Raw genomic sequence first — 20,666 nt, forward strand, 5'->3', positions numbered from 1 at the left:
CCTGAGGTGAAACAGATTTCAGGAGGCCAACCATGCAGAACGGAAAGTCGAATTACTGGCGGTTCGCGGCGATGATCGGCACGTCGATGGTCGTGATGTTCGTCCTGATGTATTTCAACACCTATGCGCTCGAGCATGTGCGCTGGAGCGAGACAAGATTCTACATGATTTTCATCATGGGTGCGGCAATGGCAATCGTCATGCTGTCCTTCATGCTCGGCATGTATACGGACAAGAAGATCAACCTGGCCATTTTCGGCGGCAGCATCGTGGTGCTGATCGCGGCGCTCTATCTGGTTCGCAGCCAGGTGACGATCAAGGACCGGTCCTATATGAGCGCGATGATCCCGCACCACTCCATCGCCATCATGACCAGCGAGCGGGCAGATATCGACGATGTGCGTGTGCGTGAGCTGGCCGACAAGATCATCGAGGCCCAGCGCCGCGAAATCAAGGAAATGGAATGGCTGATCGCCGACATCGCCGCCAATGGCCTGGCGACGAGTGAGGCCGAGGCGGAAGAGCGTCCAATGCCTGGTTATGAAGGCGACCTTGATCCGGCTGAGCCGGCCGGGTCAGATGTCGGGTGAGGCGGCGCCCGCCATTCCCGTTATCTGAAAATCAGCCCCCGACGGCTGCTGATAGATCCTCAGGTCGAACTCGCGGGCGGCGGCCAATACGTGGTCGAAGATGTCGGCCTGGATTGATTCGTACTCGGCCCATATCGTCGTCGTGGTGAAGACATAGATCTCGATCGGCAGGCCGGTGGCGACCGGCTCCAGCTGGCGCACGAGGAAGGTCAGGTCCTTCGAGATCATCGGGTGGTTCTTCAGGTAGAATTCCAGCCAGGCGCGGAACGTGCCGATATTGGTCATGCGCCTGCCGTTGATCAGGCTCGCCGGGTCGATGCCGTGCTTGTCGTTATAGGTGGCAAGCTCGCGCGTCTTTTGCTCGATATAGGGCTTGAGCTGCTGCACCTTCGACAGGCGCGCGATGTCGTCATCGCTCAGGAAGCGGATCGTTGACAGATCGACATGGACCGAGCGCTTGATCCGCCGCCCGCCGGTCTCCTGCATGCCGCGCCAGTTGCGGAAGCTTTCATTGATCAGCGCCTGGGTCGGCACCGTGGTGATGGTCTTGTCGAAATTGCGCACCTTGACCGTGGTCAGCGCAATGTCCTCGACATCGCCGTCGAGATCGTATTTGCTCATGGTGATCCAGTCGCCGATGGCGACCATCTGGTTCGATGACAGCTGGATGCCGGCGACGAAGCCGAGGATCGGGTCCTTGAACACGAACATGAAGACGGCGGCGAGCGCCCCGAGCCCGGCAAGGAAAGTCAGCGGGCTTTCACCCAGCAGCAGCGACAGCACCGAGATGAAGCCGCCGAGATAGATCAGCAGCTTGGCGACCTGCACGAAGGAGCGGATCGGCATCTGACGCGACATCGGGAAGGTGCGGTAGATTTCAAGCCCTGCGTTCAGCAACCCGTCGAGGAACAGGACGCCGGTCACGACCATGTAGATGAAGCTGGCCGTGACGATGAGGGCGGCGGCCTGCGGGAAGCCAGCCAGTGCCTGCGGCGCCAGCCAGTAGATGATCAGCGCCGGGGCGAGTTGCGACAGCCGCTCGAACACACGGTGGCGCAACAGGATATCGTCGCGGGTCGTCTGGGTGCCCTTGATCACGGTCTTGACGATGCGGTAGATGATCAGCCTGGTGACGAAATTGGCGAGAAAGGCCAGTATGGCGATGGCTGCAAGCGCGAGGCCGGCGACGAGATAGATGTTCTGCGCACCCGGCATGCCGATCTGCAGCAAGATATCTGAGATGGTGTCCAGCATGGTCCTGCCCCCTGGATTGCTGCATCCAGCCTAGAGTGATGCGGCAAGGAATAACAAGGTTGAGAGCGTGCGGGTATTTCAGGAGAGAAGGCCTAGGCCTTAAGGCATAAAATGCCATAAGGCCTTGTCTGACGAAATCCCTTAGCAGTTATTGATCGTGATGTGGATATGATGATCCTTCGTGGCCGCTTTGCGGCACCCCAGGATGAGGATTCTCTCGGGACTGAACCCTCATCCTGAGGTGGCTTCGAAGAAGCCCTCGAAGGACGAGGGTTGTATTGCGCGCGCTAAGACCCCGCGCTCGACGCGTTCGGCTTGGACTGCAGCTTGATGTAATTCTCGATGCCGATGCGGTCGATCAGGCCGAGCTGGGTTTCCAGCCAGTCGACATGCTCTTCCTCATTGTGGAGGATCTTGCCGAACAAATCGCGGCTGACATAGTCGCGGGCGGTTTCGGCGTGTTCCATGGCGTCACGCAGCAGCGGGATCGCCTTGTGCTCCATCTTCAGGTCACATTCGAGGATTTCCTTCACATCCTCGCCGATCATCAGCTTGCCGAGGTCCTGAAGGTTGGGCAGCCCCTCGAGGAACAGAATGCGCTCGATCAGCCAGTCGGCGTGGTTCATTTCCTCGATCGATTCCTCATATTCCTTCTTGCCCAGCTCGCTGACGCCCCAGTCATTGAGCATGCGCGAGTGGAGGAAATACTGGTTGATGGCGGTCAGTTCGTTCTTCAGCGCCTTGTTGAGAAACTCGATGACCTTGGCGTCGCCTTTCATGGGAAAGCCTCTTTCCTGACGGGTCGACCCGCCGGAGGACTTATTCCGCAGCGGCGAGGACCGGTTGTGTGTTTTCGTTCGCGGGACGGTTTTCGCCAATCATCTCGGCGATCGTCTCCCGGCAACGTCCACAATTAAACCTTTCACCGTGATGGGCAAGTACGCAGGCAGGCGTATTTGCCCCGCCGGAGATGGCAGCGGACACTTTCGCGGAATTGAGGCGGCGGCACACACAGACGATCATGCTTCTGAAATGATGCAAATGCGAATGATTGTCAATAGTAAAAGATAAGGGATATCGGCAAAACCGATCAGGATTGACCCGCTTTCAGACCATTTGCCAGCCACGCCAGCTGGGCGCGGACGATGCCGGCCGAGCGCTCGCCGATCTGCGCCGCGGGCAGAGCGTGGCAGGCAAGGCCCTTGGCCCAGTGGCGGGCAAGGGCGGCCATGCCGGTCACCCGCGGGCGGGCCGGGATAAGCGCATGGGCATAGGCGCGGTCGATCGTGCCCCAGCGGCATTCGGCGGCGCGCTCATAAAGCGCCGCACGGTCATTGTCCGCGATCGCCGCCAGCGCCGCGCGGCGCAGCGCGCTGATCGCCTTCAGCCCGCGATAATTGGTCAGCCGGTCCTGCATCCGGTTTGCGAGGATGCGGAAACTTTCTTTTTCATTGTCCCGCCAGGCGCCCAGCGGCGTATTGGCGAAGGCCACCGGCTCACGGATGGCGAAGGGGCGGAGGTATTCGATCAGCACCGGGTCGGCGCAATCCTCGCCGATCATCAGCTCCGACGCCGCATCGCTGCGCCAGAACAGGGCGCCATTGGAAATGCCGAGATTGGTGAACAGGCAGGTGAGCAGGTCCGTCGGCTGGAGGACACCCACCCCTGCGGAATCGGTGGCCCAGGCATCCGGCATGGTCGTGCGGGTATGGTCGATCTCATTGTCGGTCGTCTCGATATACTGGTTGCGGATCGCGATCGCCGTGCCGGTCTCTTCCAGCAGCCTGATATTGGCGGCGATGAAGCCGGGAAAGACGGAATTGTCGTCCTCGAGGCAGAAGACATGGTCGGAGGGTTCGTAAGCCGCGGTCCGGAAGCACTGGCCGAGATTGCGGGAAATGCCGAGATTCTCGCGGTTCGGGCGATAGGAGAGGGTGAGGCCCGGGTGGCGGTCTTCATGCTTGCGGACGATGGCGCGGCCTTCCTGCGCCGGGGAATCGTCGAAGATCACGCCGTGCAGCCGGGCACCATTCTTCAGCACCGTCTGGGCGGCGAGCTGGCCGATGGCGCGTTCCAGCATGTCCGGCCGCTTGTAGGTCGGGATGCGGATTTCGCAGATATAAGGCGCTGTTGCTGTCGTCACGGGCACTCGTGGAGTTCGTCAGGTTGTTGGACACCGTCGCCGCAAATCGCGAGAATTCGGTTAACGCGGCGCATGGCGTGGAGATTCCGGCGCGGCGTGACAGGATCGTCACCCGGAAAAACCTTGCATTCGGGGTGCGTCTCCGTCATAGAACCGCGCTCATTTGACTGCTAGTATCGGGACTGGATGACAGAGACGAACACCATCGACGAGACGCCGCGCAGCGCCCGCAAGGTCTATATCAAGACCTGGGGCTGCCAGATGAATGTCTATGATTCAGAACGTATGGCCGGGCTGCTGAAACCGCTCGGCTACAAGGCTGTCGATGTGCCGGACGATGCCGACCTCGTCATCCTCAATACCTGTCATATCCGCGAAAAGGCTGCGGAAAAGGTCTATTCGGAGCTTGGCCGCCTGAAGGCGCATAAACAGGCGGTCGAGAGCCAGGGCCGCGAGATGAAGATCGCCGTCGCCGGCTGCGTCGCCCAGGCCGAGGGCGCGGAGATCACCGCGCGCGCGCCGCAGGTCGACCTCGTCTTCGGGCCGCAGGCCTATCACAAGCTGCCGGAGATGATCGCCCGCGCCGCCCGCGACAAGGGCGAAGTGCTGGAGACCGGTTTCGACGTCGAGGACAAGTTCGACACCCTCGCCGCGGGCCGCGTGGCAGAAGGCTATTCCGCCTTCGTCACCATCCAGGAAGGCTGCGACAAATTCTGCACGTTCTGTGTCGTGCCCTACACGCGCGGCGCAGAAGTGTCGCGCAATGTCGATGCGATCACCGCAGAGGTCAGGGCGCTGGCGGCACAGGGCCTGCGCGAGGTCACGCTGCTCGGCCAGAACGTCAACGCCTGGCATTCCGCGCCGCCCGTGGGCGACGACGGCATGGGCAAGGACACGTGGGGCCTTGGCGAGCTGTGCCGTCATCTGGCGAAGATCGACGGCATCGAGCGCATCCGCTTTACCACGTCCCATCCGCGCGACATGGATGACGGGCTGATCGCCGCGTTCGGCGAGGAAGAAAAGCTGATGCCCTATCTCCACCTGCCAGTACAGTCGGGCTCGGACAAGGTGCTGAAGGCGATGAATCGCGGCCATACGGGCGAGCATTACCTCCACCTGATCGAGCGTATACGTAAGGTCCGGCCCGACATCGCGGTCTCCGGTGATTTCATCGTCGGTTTCCCCGGCGAGGGCGAGAAGGAATTCCAGGCAACGCTCGATCTGGTCGAGCATGTCAGATACGGCTCGGCCTTCTCGTTCAAATATTCGCGCCGTCCCGGCACACCCGGCGCCGGCATGGCGAAACAGGTCGCCGAAGACGTGAAGACCGAACGTCTTGCCCGGCTGCAGCGCGTCCTTGAAGATCAGAAAAACGATTTCAACCGCGCCCAGATCGGCCGCCGGCTGGCCGTTTTGCTGGAGAAGAAGGGCCGCAATGCAGGCCAGCTCATCGGCCGCTCGCCCTATCTGCAATCCGTCCATGTCACTGCGCCGGACCACCTCCTTGGCCATATCGTCGAGCTCGACATCACCGGCATCAAGGCGAACTCGTTGACCGGATCTCTGCCGCAAATGGCAGAAGAAGAAATGGTCTCCTGATGGCGCGCAAACCCGGTAAGGCCCCGGTCAGGAAGGCCGAAAGCGCCGATAGCGGCAGCGACGTGCTGACCTTCGACAATGTGCAATTGTTCAAGGATCTCTGCGGACCGCATGATTCCCACCTGTTGATGATCGAAAAATCCCTTCGCCTGCGCATCGATGCGCGGGGCAATCGCCTCGTGCTGACCGGCGGCGAGGATGCCCGCGCCCGCGCCAATTCCGCGCTGGAAAGCCTCTATCGCCGGCTGCAGGAAGGTTTTGCCATTTCCGCCGGCGATGTCGATGCGGCCCTGCGCCTGGCAAACCCGGTGGTCGATCCGGTGGTCGAAAAGGTCTCGACCGATTTCACCCTGTCCTTGCAGAAGCGCACCATTGCGCCAAGGTCACAGGCCCAGCGTGCCTATCTCAAGGCCCTGCGCGAGGACGAGTTGGTCTTCGGCGTTGGCCCGGCGGGCACGGGCAAGACCTATCTCGCCGTCGCCTGGGCGGCGCATCTCCTGCTGAAGGGCGATGTCGAGCGCATCATCCTGTCGCGCCCGGCGCTGGAAGCGGGCGAGCGCATCGGCTTCCTGCCGGGCGACATGAAGGAGAAGGTCGACCCCTATCTGCGCCCGCTCTATGATGCGCTTTACGATGTACTGCATACGGACTTTGTCGACCGGCGCATGGCGACCGGCGACATCGAGATCGCGCCGCTCGGGTTCATGCGCGGGCGCACCCTGTCGCGCGCTGCCGTGATCCTCGACGAGGCACAGAATGCCTCGGTCGCCCAGATGAAGATGTTCCTGACCCGCCTCGGCGAAGGCTCTCGCATGGTCATCACCGGCGATCCGAGCCAGACCGACCTGCCGCCGTCGGACCGCTCCGGCCTGTCCGATGCCGTCGACCTGCTGTCGGGTGTCAAGGGCGTCGCGATCGCGCGGTTCACAGCGAAGGACGTGGTCCGCCACGAACTCGTCGCGCGGATCGTCAATGCCTATGACCGGCGCGACAACGACCGGCGCCGCGCCTATGAAAAGGGCAAGCCGCAAGCGGCCAGGAATCAGGATCCGGCAGGCAGGGACACAGCGGGCGGGGATTCCGGGAGCAAGCCCGGGCCTGAGCCCTCATCCGGCTCCTCCGGCGAGGCTGACAACGATGCCTGACGTGACACCGCCGCCCGAGCCGGACCATCATCTGGTCCACGATGTCATCATCGAGCATGAGGCCTGGGGCGATATCGAGCCGGTCGTTGCCTCCTGTTTCAAGGCGGTAATGGCCCACGACCCCGAGACCTTCTGCAAGGGCACCGTTGCGCTGTTGTTCACCAGTGACGAGGCGGTGCAGCGCCTCAACCGCGAGTTCCTCGGCAAGGACAAGCCGACCAATGTCCTGTCCTTCCCCACCGACGAGGATGTCATGGATCATGATGGCCCGATCCATATCGGCGATATCGCGCTCGCCTACGAGACGTGTTATCGTGAGGCGGTGGACAAGCGAGTGGCCTTGAAAGATCATGCGGCCCACCTCATTTTTCACGGAGTGCTGCATCTTTTCGGCTATGATCACGAGGACGATGACGAGGCCCTGGTCATGGAAAAGATGGAAACCGATTTGCTGGCCGACATGGGGATAGACGATCCTTATGCCGATTGAACGACAAGAGCCGAACCAAGGAGACGATCACATGGCCGCCGATGGGGCCGACAGCGCTGAGCCCCGACAGGGCAGCGCGTCCCGCGATCCAGATATCGCAGACAAGACTGAAGACAGACCCGATGAACGACCGGCACTGTTCCAGCGCCTGAGAGGGCTGCTCGGACAACCCGAAAGACAGGATGCGCTGGCCCAGGCCCTTGCCAATGGCAATGGCATGGCAGGGCTCTCGCAAGACCGCCGCGACATGATCGAACGGGTCATCGCGTTCGACTCCCAGGAAGTCGCAGACGTGATGATCCCGCGGGCGGATATCGTCGCGGTCGATCGCGACCTGTCGCTTTCCGACCTTCTCAATGTTTTTGCCGAGGCGGGCCATTCGCGCCTGCCCGTCTATCGCGACGATCTCGACGATCCCGTCGGCATGGTTCATATCCGCGATCTCGTCGGCATTCTCGCCGACCCTGAAAAGGCCGCCCAGGCGGCGAACGAGGCGGTGCTGCATACGCTGACCCGCAAGCTGATCTATGTGCCGCCCTCGATGCCGGTAACCGATCTGCTGCTGCGCATGCAGGCAAGCCGCATCCACATGGCGCTCGTGATCGACGAATTCGGCGGCACGGATGGTCTCGTTACCATCGAGGATCTGATCGAGGAAATCGTCGGCGACATCGCCGATGAGCATGACGAGGAAGACGAGATTTACATGACGCCAGTCTCAGAGGGCGTTTGGGAATTGTCGACCCGCCTGCCCCTCGATGAGCTTGAGGAGGAGACCGGCATCAGGCTCGAGATCGAGGAGGAGGATGTCGACACCGTCGGCGGCATCGTCTTCTCCCTCGTCGGGCGCGTGCCCCTGCGCGGCGAGATCATCCGCCATCCGGCCGGCTACGAGTTCGAGGTGCTGGACGTCGATCCGCGCCGCATCCGCAAGGTCCGCCTGCGCAAGCTGACGCCTAGCGAAGCCGCAGGCCCCGACACGAGCGATGGCGGCGAGGTTTACTGAACGCCGGAAGCCGGAACACCGGGTTGCGCTTTTTGTTATTTGACAGGGCGGGCGATTATGGCGGACTAATTTCCTCTCATGATCCGCCTTCTCACCACCCTCCATGACTGGGTCCTCTCGCTCACCGGCTGGCAGCGCTATGGCGCGGCCTTCGTGCTCGGCCTGCTGACGGCTGCGGCGATGGCTCCCTATTATGTGCTGCCGTTTCTCGTCACGGGATTCTCAGGGCTGGTCTGGCTGATGGACAATGCCGTGCGGCATCAGCGCGCGGGCAAGGTCGCGTTCTGGACCGGCTGGTGGTTCGCCTTCGGCTATTTCTGCCTGTCGCTGTACTGGATGGCCTTTTCATTCATCGTCCATGCCGAAGGGCCGGGTCACATGATCCTGCTGTCCGTGCTCGGTTTTGGCGGCGTGTTCGGGCTTGCCGCCTTTATCGCGCTTTTCTATGGCATGGCGCTGTGGCTTGCACGGCGGGTCTGGCCAGCGGGATGGATGCGCGTGCTGGTGCTCGCTATTGCCTGGTCGCTGGCGGAATATGCGCGCGGCCATCTGTTTACCGGCTTGCCATGGAACCTGACCGGGCAGGCCTTTGCCGGGCTTTCGGCGCTGTCCCAGCCGGTCGCCTGGATCGGCACCTATGGTCTCGGTTTTCTCATCCTGATCGCCGCTGCGTTGCCGGCGGCCTGCATTCCCGCCGCGCCTGCTGCGACGCAGGCGGAGGCCCGTATTGCCCCGCTCGGCGCATCCGCAGGAATCGTGCTCGCCATCGCCCTTGCCGGGGCGATCCGCCTCGCCGGGGCCGATGTCACCATGGTCGAGAATGTCAGGGTGCAGATCGTCCAGCCCAATATCGCCCAGCGCGACAAGCTGAACTACGATCTCTGGGTCGACAATTTCTGGGCCAATCTCAACCTGTCCGGCGGGGCGGAAGCGCAGCCGCCTTCTGGCGGCCAGCTCTATGTCATCTGGCCGGAAAACGCGGCCTATTCCTATTTCCAGCGCGATCCGTCGGCGCTCGACGTGTTGCAGGACCGCCTGCCAGACAATGCCGTGCTGCTGGCAGGGGGCACGCGCTATGATGCGGTCGGGCCGGACCTCTATGACTATTTCAACAGCCTGCTGATCCTGTCCCGGGAACCGCTGCCGGAGGAGGATACATCCGCCATCGACCGGATGGAGTCCGAAACGCCGTGGTCGGTGCGCCGCGCCTATGACAAGCATCACCTGGCGCCGTTCGGGGAATATGTGCCGCTTGCCGGGCTGTGGCAGGCCATCGGCATCGGCAATGTCGTGCCCATCGGTCAGCCTTTCACCCCCGGCGCCGGGCCGGAAACCATCGATCTCGGCCGCGCCCGCATGTCGCCGGTCATTTGCTATGAGACGATTTTTCCGGGTCGGCTCTATCCGCGCGGTGACAGGCCGGACTTTCTGGTGACGATTACCAATGACGCCTGGTATGGCGACAGCAATGGTCCGCGCCAGCATTTCGATATTTCCAGGCTGAGGGCAATCGAAGCCGGTTTGCCGATGGCACGATCAGCCAATACCGGCATTTCCGCGATGATCGATCCCTATGGCAGGATCGTGAACAAACTCGCGCTATACGAGCGAGGTGTGATTAATTCACAGCTTCCGGGCGCTATTCCCCCTACAATATATCATTATACCAGTGATTTTGTGTATTTTATTCTTCTGGCAATCACCGCACTCTGGGTTATAACATCTTATAACGTGGGTGGGCGCTCACGGTTTTTCTCGTAACCGGGCAGGTTGCTTTTAAGATGATTTAAATTCAGTGAGCCGCGCGTAGCGTTTGCGGGTGTCAGTAAACTTTACAAAAGAAAGACTGCATCATGGCCGATGCCAAGAAAAAATCCCCCCACCCCATCGACTGTCACGTCGGCAGCCGGGTGAGAATGCGGCGGATGATGATCGGAATGAGCCAGGACAAGCTGGGCGAACAGTTGGGGCTGACCTTCCAGCAGGTCCAGAAATACGAAAAGGGCGTAAACCGTATCGGTGCCAGCCGGCTGTTCCATATCTCCAAGATACTGGGCGTTCCCGTACAGTTCTTCTACGACGATTTCGGTGACGAGGCCGAGCTGAGCCTCGGCTTTGCCGAAGGGGAGCCGGGCGCCTTGCCGTCATCGGGCAGCGAGTTCATGGATCTGCTCTCCACGCCGGAAGGGGTGCAGCTGTGCAAATCCTTCGCCTCGATCAAGGATCCGCAGGTCCGGCGCAAGATCGTCGATCTCGTGCGCACGCTTGCTGCCGGCGAGACCTGATCGTCCCGGGTTGCAGTTCTGGGCGTGGTTCGGGACCGCCATGCAAATTTTGCATGCTGCGGTGATGGACATTGGCGTCGTCTTTCTCTATCCACGGGTTATATAAAGGTTTCTTTATATGGCTGCAGAAAGGAAGACCGACCGCGCATGACCAGTTCCTATCTCTTTACCTCCGAAAGCGTTTCCGAAGGGCACCCGGACAAGGTATCCGACCAGATTTCCGATGCTGTTGTCGACCTCTTCCTGGGCAAGGACCCGTCCGCGCGCGTGGCCGTGGAAACGCTGACGACAACCAACAAGGTGGTTCTGGCCGGCGAGACCCGTTGCGCCGTGGACATATCCAAGGAAGAGATGAACGAGGTCGCCCGCCAGGTGATCAAGCGGATCGGCTATGAGCAGGATGGCTTCCACTGGGAGAAGGCCGATATCGATAACTACGTCCATGGCCAGTCTGCCGAGATCGCACAGGGCGTCGATGCTGCCGGCACCAAGGATGAAGGCGCTGGCGACCAGGGCATCATGTTCGGTTTTGCCGTCGATGAGACGCCGGAGCTGATGCCGGCGCCGATTGCCTATTCCCACCGGATCATGAAGGCGCTGGCCGATGCCCGTCATTCCGGCCGCCAGCCGGAATTCGAGCCTGACGCCAAGAGCCAGGTCACGCTGAAATATGAGAATGGCAAGCCGGTCGACGTCACCTCCATCGTCGTCTCGACCCAGCACCGCGACGGCCTGTCCCAGGACGATGTGCGGGAACTGGTCAAACCCTATGTGAAGGACGTCATGCCAGAGGGCTGGATGTGCCCGGATGAGGAATTCTACGTCAATCCGACCGGCAAGTTCGTCATCGGCGGACCTGACGGCGATGCCGGTCTCACCGGTCGCAAGATCATCGTCGATACCTATGGCGGCGCTGCGCCCCATGGCGGCGGTGCCTTCTCCGGCAAGGACCCGACAAAGGTCGACCGGTCGGCCGCCTATGCCACGCGCTATCTTGCCAAGAACATCGTCGCCGCCGGCCTGGCGCGCAAATGCCTGATCCAGGTTGCCTATGCCATCGGCATTTCCAAGCCGCTGTCGATCTTCATCGACACCTTCGGCACGGCACAGGTCGATGTCGAAAGGCTGGAAAAAGTCCTGCCGGAAATGATGAACCTCAGCCCACGCGGCATTCGCGAGCACCTGCAATTGTCGCGCCCGATCTATGCCTCTTCGGCGGCCTATGGCCATTTCGGCCGCACGCCGGGTCCCAATGGCGAGTTCTCGTGGGAGAAGACGGATCTCGTCGACGCCCTGAAATCGGCATTCTAGATCACCCTGCCGTCAACTGCTTGAAAGGGCGGTACGCTGTGCCGCCCTTTATTCGTTCCGGTCCTGCGGCGGCAGGTAGGGCGCAATCAGCCGCCCGGTCAATTGTGCCGAACTGGCCCTGACCGCGTCGAGCGTCAGGGTGTGACTGGTTGGCGAAGCAACTGGCGCGTCCCCCAGGCGCGGCTCGATCGCATTGCCTGTGGCCGCGATGGCGAGCGCGAAGGCGCCGATACAAAAAGCCGTTTTCGTTGATGACATATCCGTCCCCGTAAAAATCAAGATCAGCAAGAACGCGACGCCGCCTTGCCTTACGCTAGCAGGATTTGGTAACCGACTGGTTTATCGGTGTAACGATCTTTTAACGGACGAAAACGAAAGACAGGCATGAGCGATCAGTATCCAGATTACCGCCTTTATGGCCGACAGCAGGACAAGCCGCTGAAGCCGCGTCAGCAAGGGCTGATGGAGCGGCTGCTGCCGCAGGTCGCGATTTCGCCTGGCGACGTTGCAGGCGGGCTGGAAGCCGTTCAGGGCACGCGGCGGGAAAGCTGGCTGGAGATCGGCTTTGGCGGCGGCGAACACCTCGCCTGGCAGGCTGAGCACAATCCGGACGTTCAGATGATCGGCGCCGAACCCTTCGTCAATGGCGTCGCCAAGCTGCTGACCCTGATTGAGGAGCAGGCGCTGGATAATATCCGTATCCTGCATGGCGATGTGCGCCCGCTGCTGGAGGCGATGCCGGATGGCTGCCTGTCGCGGCTGTTCGTACTGCACCCCGATCCGTGGCCGAAAAAGCGCCATCACAAGCGCCGCATCGTCTCGCCGCTTTTGCTCGGCCACGCCGCGCGGCTGTTGAAGCCGGGCAGCCAGATGCGCATCGCGTCGGATATTCCCGATTATATCCGCTGGGCGCTGATGCAGGTGCAAATGCATAACCGCGCGGCCGGGCACGAGGATTTCCGCTGGACGGCGGAGACGAAAGCCGACTGGACCGAGCGTCCAGGCGACTGGCCGCAGACGCGCTATGAGGCAAAGGCCCTGCGCGAGGGGCGCGAGGCGACCTATCTGACCTTCGTGCGGCGATAGCGCCAGCAGGCATTAAACTTATCGAAAGCCCGGCTCGGCTAGCCTGTCTCTCTGACAAGGGAGCATCCATGAAACCTGGCAGCCGTTTTGCGGAACTCGATGCCCTGCGCGGCATCGCTGCAGCGGCAGTGATGCTCTATCATTTCCTCATCGCCTTCCCGAAATTCTATGGCGAGAGTCTGGGTCTTGGCTGGCAGCCCTTCGCCGAGGCGCCGGTCACGCGCGACCTGATCGGCACGGCGCCGGTCTGCCTGTTTTTCATGATCTCCGGCTTCGTCATCCTCAATTCCCTGCGCGGCAGGGAAGACGCCGGCACGCCGATCGCCGATTTCGCCTTTTCGCGGTTTGCCCGGCTGTTCCCCGTGTTCTGGGCAGCTGCGGCGCTGACTTTCGTTGTCGGCCTGATTGCGCCCCTGCCGGACCAGCACCACACCATGGGCCAGCTGATCGGGAACCTGACCATGGTGCCGCGCTATGCCGGTGTCACGCCGCTCGATCATGTCTATTGGTCGCTGTTGTTCGAGCTGCAATTCTATGGCTGGATGGCGCTGATCGCCGTCACCGGCCTGCTCGGCAGGCTGCGGCTCGTCTGCGCCCTCTGGCTCGCTGTCGAGGTCCTGTTCCTGCTCAATCAGGCTGCGGGGCTTGAACTGCCGACCGCGCTATACTGGGCCATGAATGCGCCGTTCACGCACTATTTTCTTGCCGGCATCTGTTTCTATCGCCTGGCGACAGGGCATGGCGACCGGCAGACCCTCTACCTTCTTGGCGCCGCCCTCGCGGTGAATTTCCTCGCCTTCGCGCCCTGGTTCGCGGTATTGACCGGCACGTTCTGGCTTGTCTTTCATCTTGCTGTTGCGGGCCGTCTGCACTTTGTTGCGGTCAGACCGCTGCTATGGCTGGGCACGGTTTCCTATGCGCTGTATCTGGTGCATATGATGATCGGCTTCCGGATCATGTACTCGCTGCAGCTTGCCGGGGTCGGCTATGGTCTCAGCGTCATTGCAGCAATTGCCGTGTCGCTGGTGCTTGCCGCGGGGATGACATTCCTGATCGAGCGCCCGGCCCAGCGCCTGCTCAAGGGCTGGTACAGGAGTGCCCGGCAGATTCTTGGTGACAAGCCGGTTCCCGGTGTGTCATAATGTTGGAATTGCATTTCGAGAAAATCGGAAGCGGCCTCGCGAGGGCCGCTTTTTTGTTACCTGAAGCCGGACCATATGGATGTTCTGACCGACAAACTGACCGCGCTGATCGGGCCCGTGGCAACGCAGGAAGGCTTCGAGCTAATCCGCGTGCGCGTTACCGGCGCGAAGAACCCGACGCTGCAGGTGATGGCGGAGCGCCCGGACGGCACGATGACGGCAGAGGATTGCGCGAAACTGTCCCGTGCCCTGTCGCCGGTACTGGACGAGAGCGATCCGATCGACGGCAATTACGACCTTGAGGTATCCTCGCCCGGTATCGACCGGCCGCTGACCCGGCTGAAGGATTTCGACGACTGGCAGGGCTTCGAGGCCAAGATCGAGCTGACCGGGGCGATCGAGGGCCAGAAGCGCTATCGCGGCGTGCTTGCCGGCACGGACGGTGATAACATCTGTATCGATCTCGAGGGCGAGGATGAAACGGCACTCATCCCCTTCGCCATGGTCGGCGCTGCCAAGCTGGTCCTGAGCGACGACCTGATCCGCGCCAGCCTGAAGGCGGGCAAGGATGCGGAAAAGGCGGGGCTTGCCCCCGACAACTATCAAGACGACTAGAGTAACCCTTAACGACCTGAAACGGAGACGAGACATGGCCGTAAGCCATAACAAGCTGGAACTGGTGCAGATCGCCGAAGCGGTGGCCCGCGAGAAGACGATCGACAAGGAAATCGTCATCGCGGCGATGGAAGACGCGCTGTCGCGCGCTGCCCGCTCGCGCTATGGCCACGAGACGAATGTCCGTGCCGAGATCAACCCCAAGACCGGCGAAACCAAGCTGTGGCGCCTGATGGAAGTGGTCGAGGCAGTCGAGAACGACTCCGCCGAGATCACCCTGGAAGAGGCCCGGGCCCGCAACCCGGAAGCGGAACTCGGCGACTTCCTGTCCGATCCGCTGCCGCCGATCGAGTTCGGCCGCCAGGCGGCCATGGGCGCCAAGCAGGTGATCACCCAGAAGGTACGCGATGCCGAGCGCGACCGTCAGTTTGACGAGTACAAGGACCGCGTCGGCGAGATCGTCAACGGCGTCGTCAAGCGGATCGAATATGGCCATGTCATCATCGATCTTGGCCGGGCCGAGGCGATCATCCGCCGCGACCAGCAGCTGCCGCGCGAAGCGATCCGCCAGGGCGACCGGGTTCGTGCCTATATCGCCGATGTCCGCCGCGAGGTTCGCGGCCCGCAGATATTCCTGTCGCGCACCCATCCGCAATTCATGGCGAAACTGTTCGAGCAGGAAGTGCCGGAAGTCTATGACGGCGTGATCGAGATCAAGGCCGTCGCCCGTGACCCCGGGTCGCGCGCCAAGATCGGCGTCATGTCGAACGATTCCTCCATCGACCCGGTCGGTGCCTGCGTCGGGATGCGCGGCTCACGCGTCCAGGCCGTCGTCAACGAGCTGGGCGGCGAGAAGATCGACATCGTTCCGTGGTCGGACGACATCGCCACCTTCATCGTCAATGCGCTTGCCCCGGCAGAGGTCGCCAAGGTCGTGCTCGATGAAGAATCCGAGCGTATCGAGGTTGTCGTGCCGGACGAGCAGCTGTCGCTCGCCATCGGGCGCCGCGGCCAGAATGTCCGTCTCGCCGCGCAGCTGTCCGGCTTCGAGATCGACATCATGACCGAGGAAGAAGAAAGCGCCAAGCGCCAGACCGAATACCAGCAGCGCTCCGAACTGTTCATGGAGGCGCTCGATGTTGATGACATCATCGCCGGTCTTCTGGTCTCCGAAGGCTTCTCCCGGATCGAGGAGATCGCCTATGTCGATGTCCACGAAGTGGCCGATATCGAGGGCTTCGACGAGGACACCGCCGAGGAATTGCAGGCCCGCGCCAATGATTATCTGGAGAAGGAGGCCGAAGCCCTCAACGAGAAGCGCCTCGAGATGGGCGTTGCCGATGACCTGTGGAACTTCGACGGCCTGTCCGCGAAGATGATCATCGCGCTGGCCGAGGAGGGCGTGCTGTCCGTCGAGGATCTCGCCGGCTGTGCCAGCGACGACCTGACCGGCTGGACCGAGCGCGTCGACGGCGAGAAGAAGCATTATGATGGCATGCTGGAAGGCTTCCGCGTCAAGCCGGAAGAGGCCCAGGAGCTGATCAACCGTGCCCGTATCGATGCCGGCTGGGATAGCCCGGAAGGCGAAGAGGAAGAAGGCGAGGACGCCGCTGAAACCGTCTGATCAAGCAGAGACCGGTCAGGACGCCGGTCAAGAGACTGCCCGGGACACCGCAAGGGACCGCAAGAATGACCGCCGCTGCATCGCCAGCGGCGCGTCGCTCGATCGTCAGGACCCGGCGATCCGGTTCGTTCTCGGCCCCGATAACGTCGTCGTGCCGGACCTTGCCGAAAAGCTGCCCGGGCGCGGGGCGTGGGTCGCTGCGGACCGGGTGCTGGTCCTGAAGGCTGCCCGGAAGGGCCTGTTCTCGCGCGCCTTCAAGGCACAGGCGAAACTGCCCGATGGCGGGGCGGAGGCGTTTGCCGAGGCCCTGCACAGGGCACTGGCCGAGCGGGCGCTCAACGCCCTCGGCCTTGCCCGGCGGGCGGGGTTTCTGCTGGTGGGGTTTGAAAAAACCCGCGCGGCGGTTCAAAAAGGCGCCGCAAGCGCCTATATATATGCTTCGGATGCCTCCGCTGACGGGACGGACAAGATCCGCCAGGTGGCGCGGCCGGCCCTGCCGGTCTGGCATCCTTTTCCCGGTAGCGACCTGGACGGGGCGCTGGGCGAGGCCAATATCGTGCATATGGCCCTGACAGACCCCGGTATGGCCCGGCGATTTGGCCGGGAAGCGGCTCGCTTCGTCGCCTATGGCGGCGCGGGAGCCTGAAAAAAGCGGCGGTTCGAGGGAATATAGGCATCACCGGTGTAGACCCTGAGCGTCAGTAGCGCTATGTCGATGCCCTCACCCGCGCTTTTCGTGCGGCAAGATACAGGACCCCCCTTTCAAGGATCATGGGTCCGTTGCCGGATCGGTGACAAGATTTTACCAAGGCTGCAGGAAATGCAGTTGGAGACTGAATGAGCGAAGAAGCTGACAACGAGACGAAACAGAAGCGCAAGCCCCTGACGCTGCGCAAGACCGAAACCGGTGCGGTGAAGCAGAGCTTCTCCCACGGGCGGTCCAAGACCGTCGTCGTCGAGACCAAAAAACGCCGCACCCTCGGGCCGGTGAAGCCGGGCGCGACGGCGAAACCTGCCGAGACCCCTCCGGCCAGGGAAGAAAAGCAGGCTGAAAGGCCGAAACAGAACAAGGCTCCTGTCAAGAAAGGCGCCGTGCTGCGAACCCTCTCCGAAGACGAAAAGAGAGCCCGCGCCGCCGCCCTTGCCGTTGCCCGCAAGAACGAGCAGGAAAAGCGTGAGCGCGAGGAATCCGAACGCGCCGAACGTGAGAAGCGTGAAACCGAAGAACGCGCCAAGCTCGAGGCGGAACGCAAGCGTCAGTCCGACGAAGAAGAAAAGCGCAAGGTAGAAGCAGAAGCCCGCGCCAAGGCGGAGGCCGAAGCCGCTGCTGCCCTCGAAGAGGAAGAAGAAGAGCGCAAGCGCCGCAATGCCGGCAAGGCAGAAGCCCGCGACAAGGGCAAGGAAACCCGCGAAGCGAAGGCCGGCAAGGAATTCGTCGATGATGCGGAAAACCCGCTCGCCAAGCTCGGCGGGCGCCTCAAGCAGAAGCGCGAATTCGCCGACGACGCCAAGCGCGAGTCCAAGCCGAAGGACGCCAAGCGCCGCAGCGGCAAGCTGACCATCGCCAACGCGCTGGAAGACGATGAGCGCCAGCGCTCGCTCGCCTCGGTCAAGCGCGCCCGCGAACGCGAAAAGCAGGCCCGCCAGGCCCGTGGCCGCGACCGCCAGCAGGTGCGCCGTGAGGTCATCATTCCGGAAACCATCACCGTTGCCGATCTGGCCCAGCGCATGTCCATGCGCGCCGTCGACCTGATCAAGGAACTGATGAAACAGGGCCAGATGGTCACCGCCAACGCGACGCTCGACGCCGATACGGCAGAGCTGATCGTCGAAGAGCTGGGTCACAGCTACAAGCGCGTCTCCGAAGCCGATGTCGAAGAAGGCCTCGGCGGGGAAATGGACGACGAGGGCGACCTGAAATCGCGTCCGCCGGTCGTCACCATCATGGGCCATGTCGACCACGGCAAGACGTCGCTGCTCGATGCCATGCGCCAGACCGACGTCGTCGCCGGCGAGGCGGGCGGCATTACCCAGCATATCGGTGCCTACCAGATCACCGTCGGCAAGGATCACAACCGTATCACCTTCCTCGACACGCCGGGCCATGCGGCCTTCACGGCGATGCGCTCGCGCGGCGCCAAGGTAACGGATATCGTCGTCATCGTCGTTGCCGCCGATGACTCGGTCATGCCGCAGACGGCGGAGGCGATCAACCATGCCAAGGCGGCGGGTGTGCCGATCATCATCGCGATCAACAAGATCGACAAGCCCGATGCAGACCCGAACAAGGTCCGCACCGACCTGCTGCAATACGAGATCCAGGTCGAAAGCATGGGCGGCGACATCCAGGATGTCGAAGTGTCGGCCAAGAACAAGCTGAACCTTGAGGGTCTTCAGGATGCAATCCTTCTGCAGGCGGAACTTCTTGACCTGAAGGCCAATCCCGACCGGGAAGCCGCCGGTGCGGTGGTCGAGGCACAGCTCGACAAGGGCCGCGGTCCGGTGGCGACGCTGCTGGTCCAGAAAGGCACGCTCAGGCGCGGTGACATCTTCGTCTGCGGCGCAGAGTGGGGCAAGGTCCGTGCACTGAACGATTACAAGGGTCAGCAGGTCGTGGAAGCCGGCCCGACAGAGCCGGTCGAGGTTCTCGGTCTCAATGGCGTGCCGGAGCCGGGCGACCAGTTCGTGGTCGTCGATTCCGAGGCCCGCGCCCGCGAGATCGCCGAATTCCGCCAACGCCAGCGCCGCGACCGCAGCAATGCCAAGTCCTCCGGTACCTCTCTGGAGCAGATGATGGCGCAGCTGCAGGATTCCGAGATCAAGGAACTGCCGATCGTCCTGAAGGGCGATGTGCAGGGCTCGGTCGAGGCGATCATCGGTGCGCTGGAGAAGATGGCCAATGACGAGGTCCGGGTGCGCGTCCTGCATTCCGGCGTCGGCGGTATCTCGGAGAGCGATATCATCCTTGCCGAGGCGTCTTCCGCACCGGTCATCGGCTTCAACGTCCGCGCCAACAAGCAGGCGCGCGACGCTGCCGAACAATCGGGCACGGAGATCCGCTATTACTCGGTCATCTACGATCTGCTCGACGACCTTAAAGGCACGCTGTCGGGCATGCTCGAACCGGAACTGCGCGAGACTTTCCTTGGCAATGCCGAGATCCTGGAGATCTTCAACGTCTCCAAGCTTGGCAAGGTCGCCGGGTGCCGCGTGACCGAAGGCGTGGTCCGCCGCGGTGCGAGAGTGCGCCTGATCCGCGACGAGGTCGTGGTTCACGAAGGCGAGCTGTCGCAGCTGAAACGCTTCAAGGACGACGTCAACGAAGTCCCGGGCGGTCAGGAATGCGGCATGAGCTTTGCCAATTACGAGGACCTGAAAGTCGGCGATACGATCGAGTGCTTCTCGGTCGAGCGCATTACCCGGTCGCTGTAAGCCGCTTCCAGACAGCCGTAGAAATCAGAAAAGCCCCGCCAGACCGGCGGGGCTTTTTTCTATCGCCGCATTCATTCGCGCTATCGCTTGTCCGCCGGGACGCCCGCAGCATCGAGATGCGGATCCAGCCTGCCCGTCACCCACAGGAAGAACATGCGGTAATCGCTCATCAGCGACCATAGCGGATATTTGAAAGTGGCGGGCTTGTTGCGCTCATATTTGAAATGCGCAAACCAGGCAAAGCCATAACCCGCCAGCGGCGCGGCTAGCAGCCACCATGGATTGACCAGCACGGCGGCGGCATAGGCGATCAGCGTCAGCCCGGTACCGATATAGTGCATGCGGCGGCAGGCCGGCTCTGAATGTTCGCGCAGGTAGAACGGGAAAAAAGCGGTAAAGCTGGCGATACGGCCCCCTTTCTCCGGCGGATCGGTATACTCTTCGCGGGTTTCCTCGACAGCCATTTCGGCCTCCTTTTGTCCCATCCTATCGCAAAAGCGCACAAAAGAAAAACCGGCCGGGCAGTGCCGCGGCCGGTTCGGAATTCTCGAAAGATCAGGAGACTTAAGCGCTGACGCCAACGGTCTCGTTGATCCACTGGATCAACTGGCCCTTCGGCTTGGCGCCGACGCTGGTGGCGGCGACTTCGCCATCCTTGAAGATCATCAGGGTCGGCACGCCGCGCACGCCATACTTGCCCGGTGTCTCTGGATTGTCGTCGATATCGATCTTGGCGACGGTGATCTTGCCGTCATACTCCTTGGCGATTTCTTCCAGGGCCGGGGCAATCTGGCGGCACGGGCCGCACCAGGTGGCCCAGAAATCGACCAGTACCGGGTGGCCGGCATCGATCACATCATCCTGAAAGCTGTCGTCGGTTATGGTTTTCAACGCCATGGTTAAGTCCTTTCTCGTGCTCCCGCGCCTGCGGGCAGCGCGTCAGA

Annotated in this window: 21 protein-coding genes; 14 read left to right on the forward strand and 7 right to left on the reverse strand. The window is 62.0% G+C overall.

Annotated elements, in window-relative coordinates; genetic code table 11:
• Positions 1-32 precede the first annotated feature (32 nt).
• Positions 33-590, forward strand: a complete 558-nt coding sequence (locus IEV88_RS13095) for a DUF305 domain-containing protein (RefSeq protein ID WP_188158015.1) — start codon at positions 33-35, stop codon at positions 588-590.
• On the opposite strand, the gene IEV88_RS13100 is transcribed toward IEV88_RS13095, so the two are convergent.
• From IEV88_RS13100 to IEV88_RS13115, 4 genes are all read right to left on the reverse strand, one after another.
• Positions 576-1,844 carry a mechanosensitive ion channel family protein gene (locus tag IEV88_RS13100; protein WP_188158014.1) on the reverse strand — a complete coding sequence of 423 codons (1,269 nt, stop codon included), beginning with the start codon at positions 1,842-1,844 and terminating at the stop codon, positions 576-578. The genes IEV88_RS13095 and IEV88_RS13100 overlap by 15 nt on opposite strands.
• Before the next feature lie 287 nt (positions 1,845-2,131).
• Positions 2,132-2,623: a bacterioferritin gene (gene bfr, locus IEV88_RS13105; protein WP_188158013.1), complete on the reverse strand. Its 492-nt coding sequence runs from the start codon at positions 2,621-2,623 to the stop codon at positions 2,132-2,134.
• 40 nt (positions 2,624-2,663) lie between these two features.
• On the reverse strand, positions 2,664-2,867 hold the full coding sequence (locus IEV88_RS15395; protein WP_188158012.1) for a (2Fe-2S)-binding protein: 204 nt from the start codon (positions 2,865-2,867) through the stop codon (positions 2,664-2,666).
• A 67-nt stretch (positions 2,868-2,934) separates the two neighbouring features.
• Entirely contained in the window at positions 2,935-3,987 is a 1,053-nt protein-coding gene (locus tag IEV88_RS13115) for a glycosyltransferase (RefSeq protein WP_188158011.1), read from the reverse strand.
• Positions 3,988-4,173: 186 nt separating this feature from the next.
• On the opposite strand from IEV88_RS13115, the gene miaB reads away from it, so the two are divergent.
• From miaB to metK, 7 genes are all read left to right on the forward strand, one after another.
• Positions 4,174-5,586: a tRNA (N6-isopentenyl adenosine(37)-C2)-methylthiotransferase MiaB gene (gene miaB, locus IEV88_RS13120; protein ID WP_188158010.1), complete on the forward strand. Its 1,413-nt coding sequence runs from the start codon at positions 4,174-4,176 to the stop codon at positions 5,584-5,586.
• Positions 5,586-6,731, forward strand: coding sequence for a PhoH family protein (locus IEV88_RS13125; RefSeq protein WP_188158009.1), 1,146 nt, complete (start codon positions 5,586-5,588; stop codon positions 6,729-6,731). Before miaB ends, IEV88_RS13125 begins: the two co-directional genes overlap by 1 nt.
• The gene (gene ybeY, locus IEV88_RS13130; RefSeq protein WP_188158008.1) at positions 6,724-7,221 is read left to right on the forward strand and encodes an rRNA maturation RNase YbeY; all 498 of its coding nucleotides are present in this window, start codon (positions 6,724-6,726) and stop codon (positions 7,219-7,221) included. The genes IEV88_RS13125 and ybeY overlap by 8 nt, the downstream gene beginning before the upstream one ends.
• A 31-nt stretch (positions 7,222-7,252) precedes the next feature.
• The gene (locus IEV88_RS13135) at positions 7,253-8,227 is read left to right on the forward strand and encodes a hemolysin family protein (protein ID WP_188158007.1); all 975 of its coding nucleotides are present in this window, start codon (positions 7,253-7,255) and stop codon (positions 8,225-8,227) included.
• Positions 8,228-8,305: 78 nt separating this feature from the next.
• On the forward strand, positions 8,306-9,988 hold the full coding sequence (lnt, locus tag IEV88_RS13140; protein WP_188158006.1) for an apolipoprotein N-acyltransferase: 1,683 nt from the start codon (positions 8,306-8,308) through the stop codon (positions 9,986-9,988).
• Between the two features lie 92 nt (positions 9,989-10,080).
• Complete coding sequence (locus tag IEV88_RS13145; protein ID WP_188158005.1) at positions 10,081-10,512, forward strand: helix-turn-helix domain-containing protein; 432 nt, start codon at positions 10,081-10,083, stop codon at positions 10,510-10,512.
• A gap of 147 nt (positions 10,513-10,659) precedes the next feature.
• The gene (gene metK / locus IEV88_RS13150) at positions 10,660-11,823 is read left to right on the forward strand and encodes a methionine adenosyltransferase (RefSeq protein ID WP_188158004.1); all 1,164 of its coding nucleotides are present in this window, start codon (positions 10,660-10,662) and stop codon (positions 11,821-11,823) included.
• Positions 11,824-11,871: 48 nt separating this feature from the next.
• Here the strand turns inward: metK and IEV88_RS13155 are convergent, their stop codons facing one another.
• Complete coding sequence (locus IEV88_RS13155) at positions 11,872-12,081, reverse strand: hypothetical protein (protein ID WP_188481229.1); 210 nt, start codon at positions 12,079-12,081, stop codon at positions 11,872-11,874.
• Between the two features lie 126 nt (positions 12,082-12,207).
• On the opposite strand from IEV88_RS13155, the gene trmB reads away from it, so the two are divergent.
• The 6 genes from trmB (at position 12,208) to infB (ending at position 19,722) form a co-directional block, all read left to right on the forward strand.
• The gene (gene trmB, locus IEV88_RS13160; protein WP_188158002.1) at positions 12,208-12,909 is read left to right on the forward strand and encodes a tRNA (guanosine(46)-N7)-methyltransferase TrmB; all 702 of its coding nucleotides are present in this window, start codon (positions 12,208-12,210) and stop codon (positions 12,907-12,909) included.
• 68 nt (positions 12,910-12,977) lie between these two features.
• A complete protein-coding gene (locus IEV88_RS13165) occupies positions 12,978-14,051 on the forward strand; it encodes an acyltransferase family protein (RefSeq protein WP_188158001.1) in 1,074 nt (357 codons plus the stop codon).
• Between the two features lie 75 nt (positions 14,052-14,126).
• Positions 14,127-14,666, forward strand: coding sequence for a ribosome maturation factor RimP (gene rimP, locus IEV88_RS13170; protein ID WP_188158000.1), 540 nt, complete (start codon positions 14,127-14,129; stop codon positions 14,664-14,666).
• Positions 14,667-14,700: 34 nt separating this feature from the next.
• Complete coding sequence (gene nusA, locus IEV88_RS13175) at positions 14,701-16,290, forward strand: transcription termination factor NusA (RefSeq protein ID WP_188157999.1); 1,590 nt, start codon at positions 14,701-14,703, stop codon at positions 16,288-16,290.
• Positions 16,214-16,936, forward strand: a complete 723-nt coding sequence (locus IEV88_RS13180; protein ID WP_188157998.1) for an RNA-binding protein — start codon at positions 16,214-16,216, stop codon at positions 16,934-16,936. The genes nusA and IEV88_RS13180 overlap by 77 nt, the downstream gene beginning before the upstream one ends.
• 191 nt (positions 16,937-17,127) lie before the next feature.
• On the forward strand, positions 17,128-19,722 hold the full coding sequence (infB, locus tag IEV88_RS13185; RefSeq protein ID WP_188157997.1) for a translation initiation factor IF-2: 2,595 nt from the start codon (positions 17,128-17,130) through the stop codon (positions 19,720-19,722).
• 80 nt (positions 19,723-19,802) lie between these two features.
• Here infB and IEV88_RS13190 read toward each other — a convergent pair whose 3' ends face one another.
• The gene (locus tag IEV88_RS13190) at positions 19,803-20,186 is read right to left on the reverse strand and encodes an Mpo1-like protein (RefSeq protein ID WP_188157996.1); all 384 of its coding nucleotides are present in this window, start codon (positions 20,184-20,186) and stop codon (positions 19,803-19,805) included.
• A gap of 100 nt (positions 20,187-20,286) precedes the next feature.
• Positions 20,287-20,619: a thioredoxin TrxA gene (gene trxA / locus IEV88_RS13195; protein ID WP_188157995.1), complete on the reverse strand. Its 333-nt coding sequence runs from the start codon at positions 20,617-20,619 to the stop codon at positions 20,287-20,289.
• Between the last annotated feature and the right edge of the window lie 47 nt (positions 20,620-20,666).

The organism is Aquisalinus flavus (assembly GCF_014640095.1).
Taxonomy (GTDB): Bacteria; Pseudomonadota; Alphaproteobacteria; order Caulobacterales; family Parvularculaceae; genus Aquisalinus; species Aquisalinus flavus.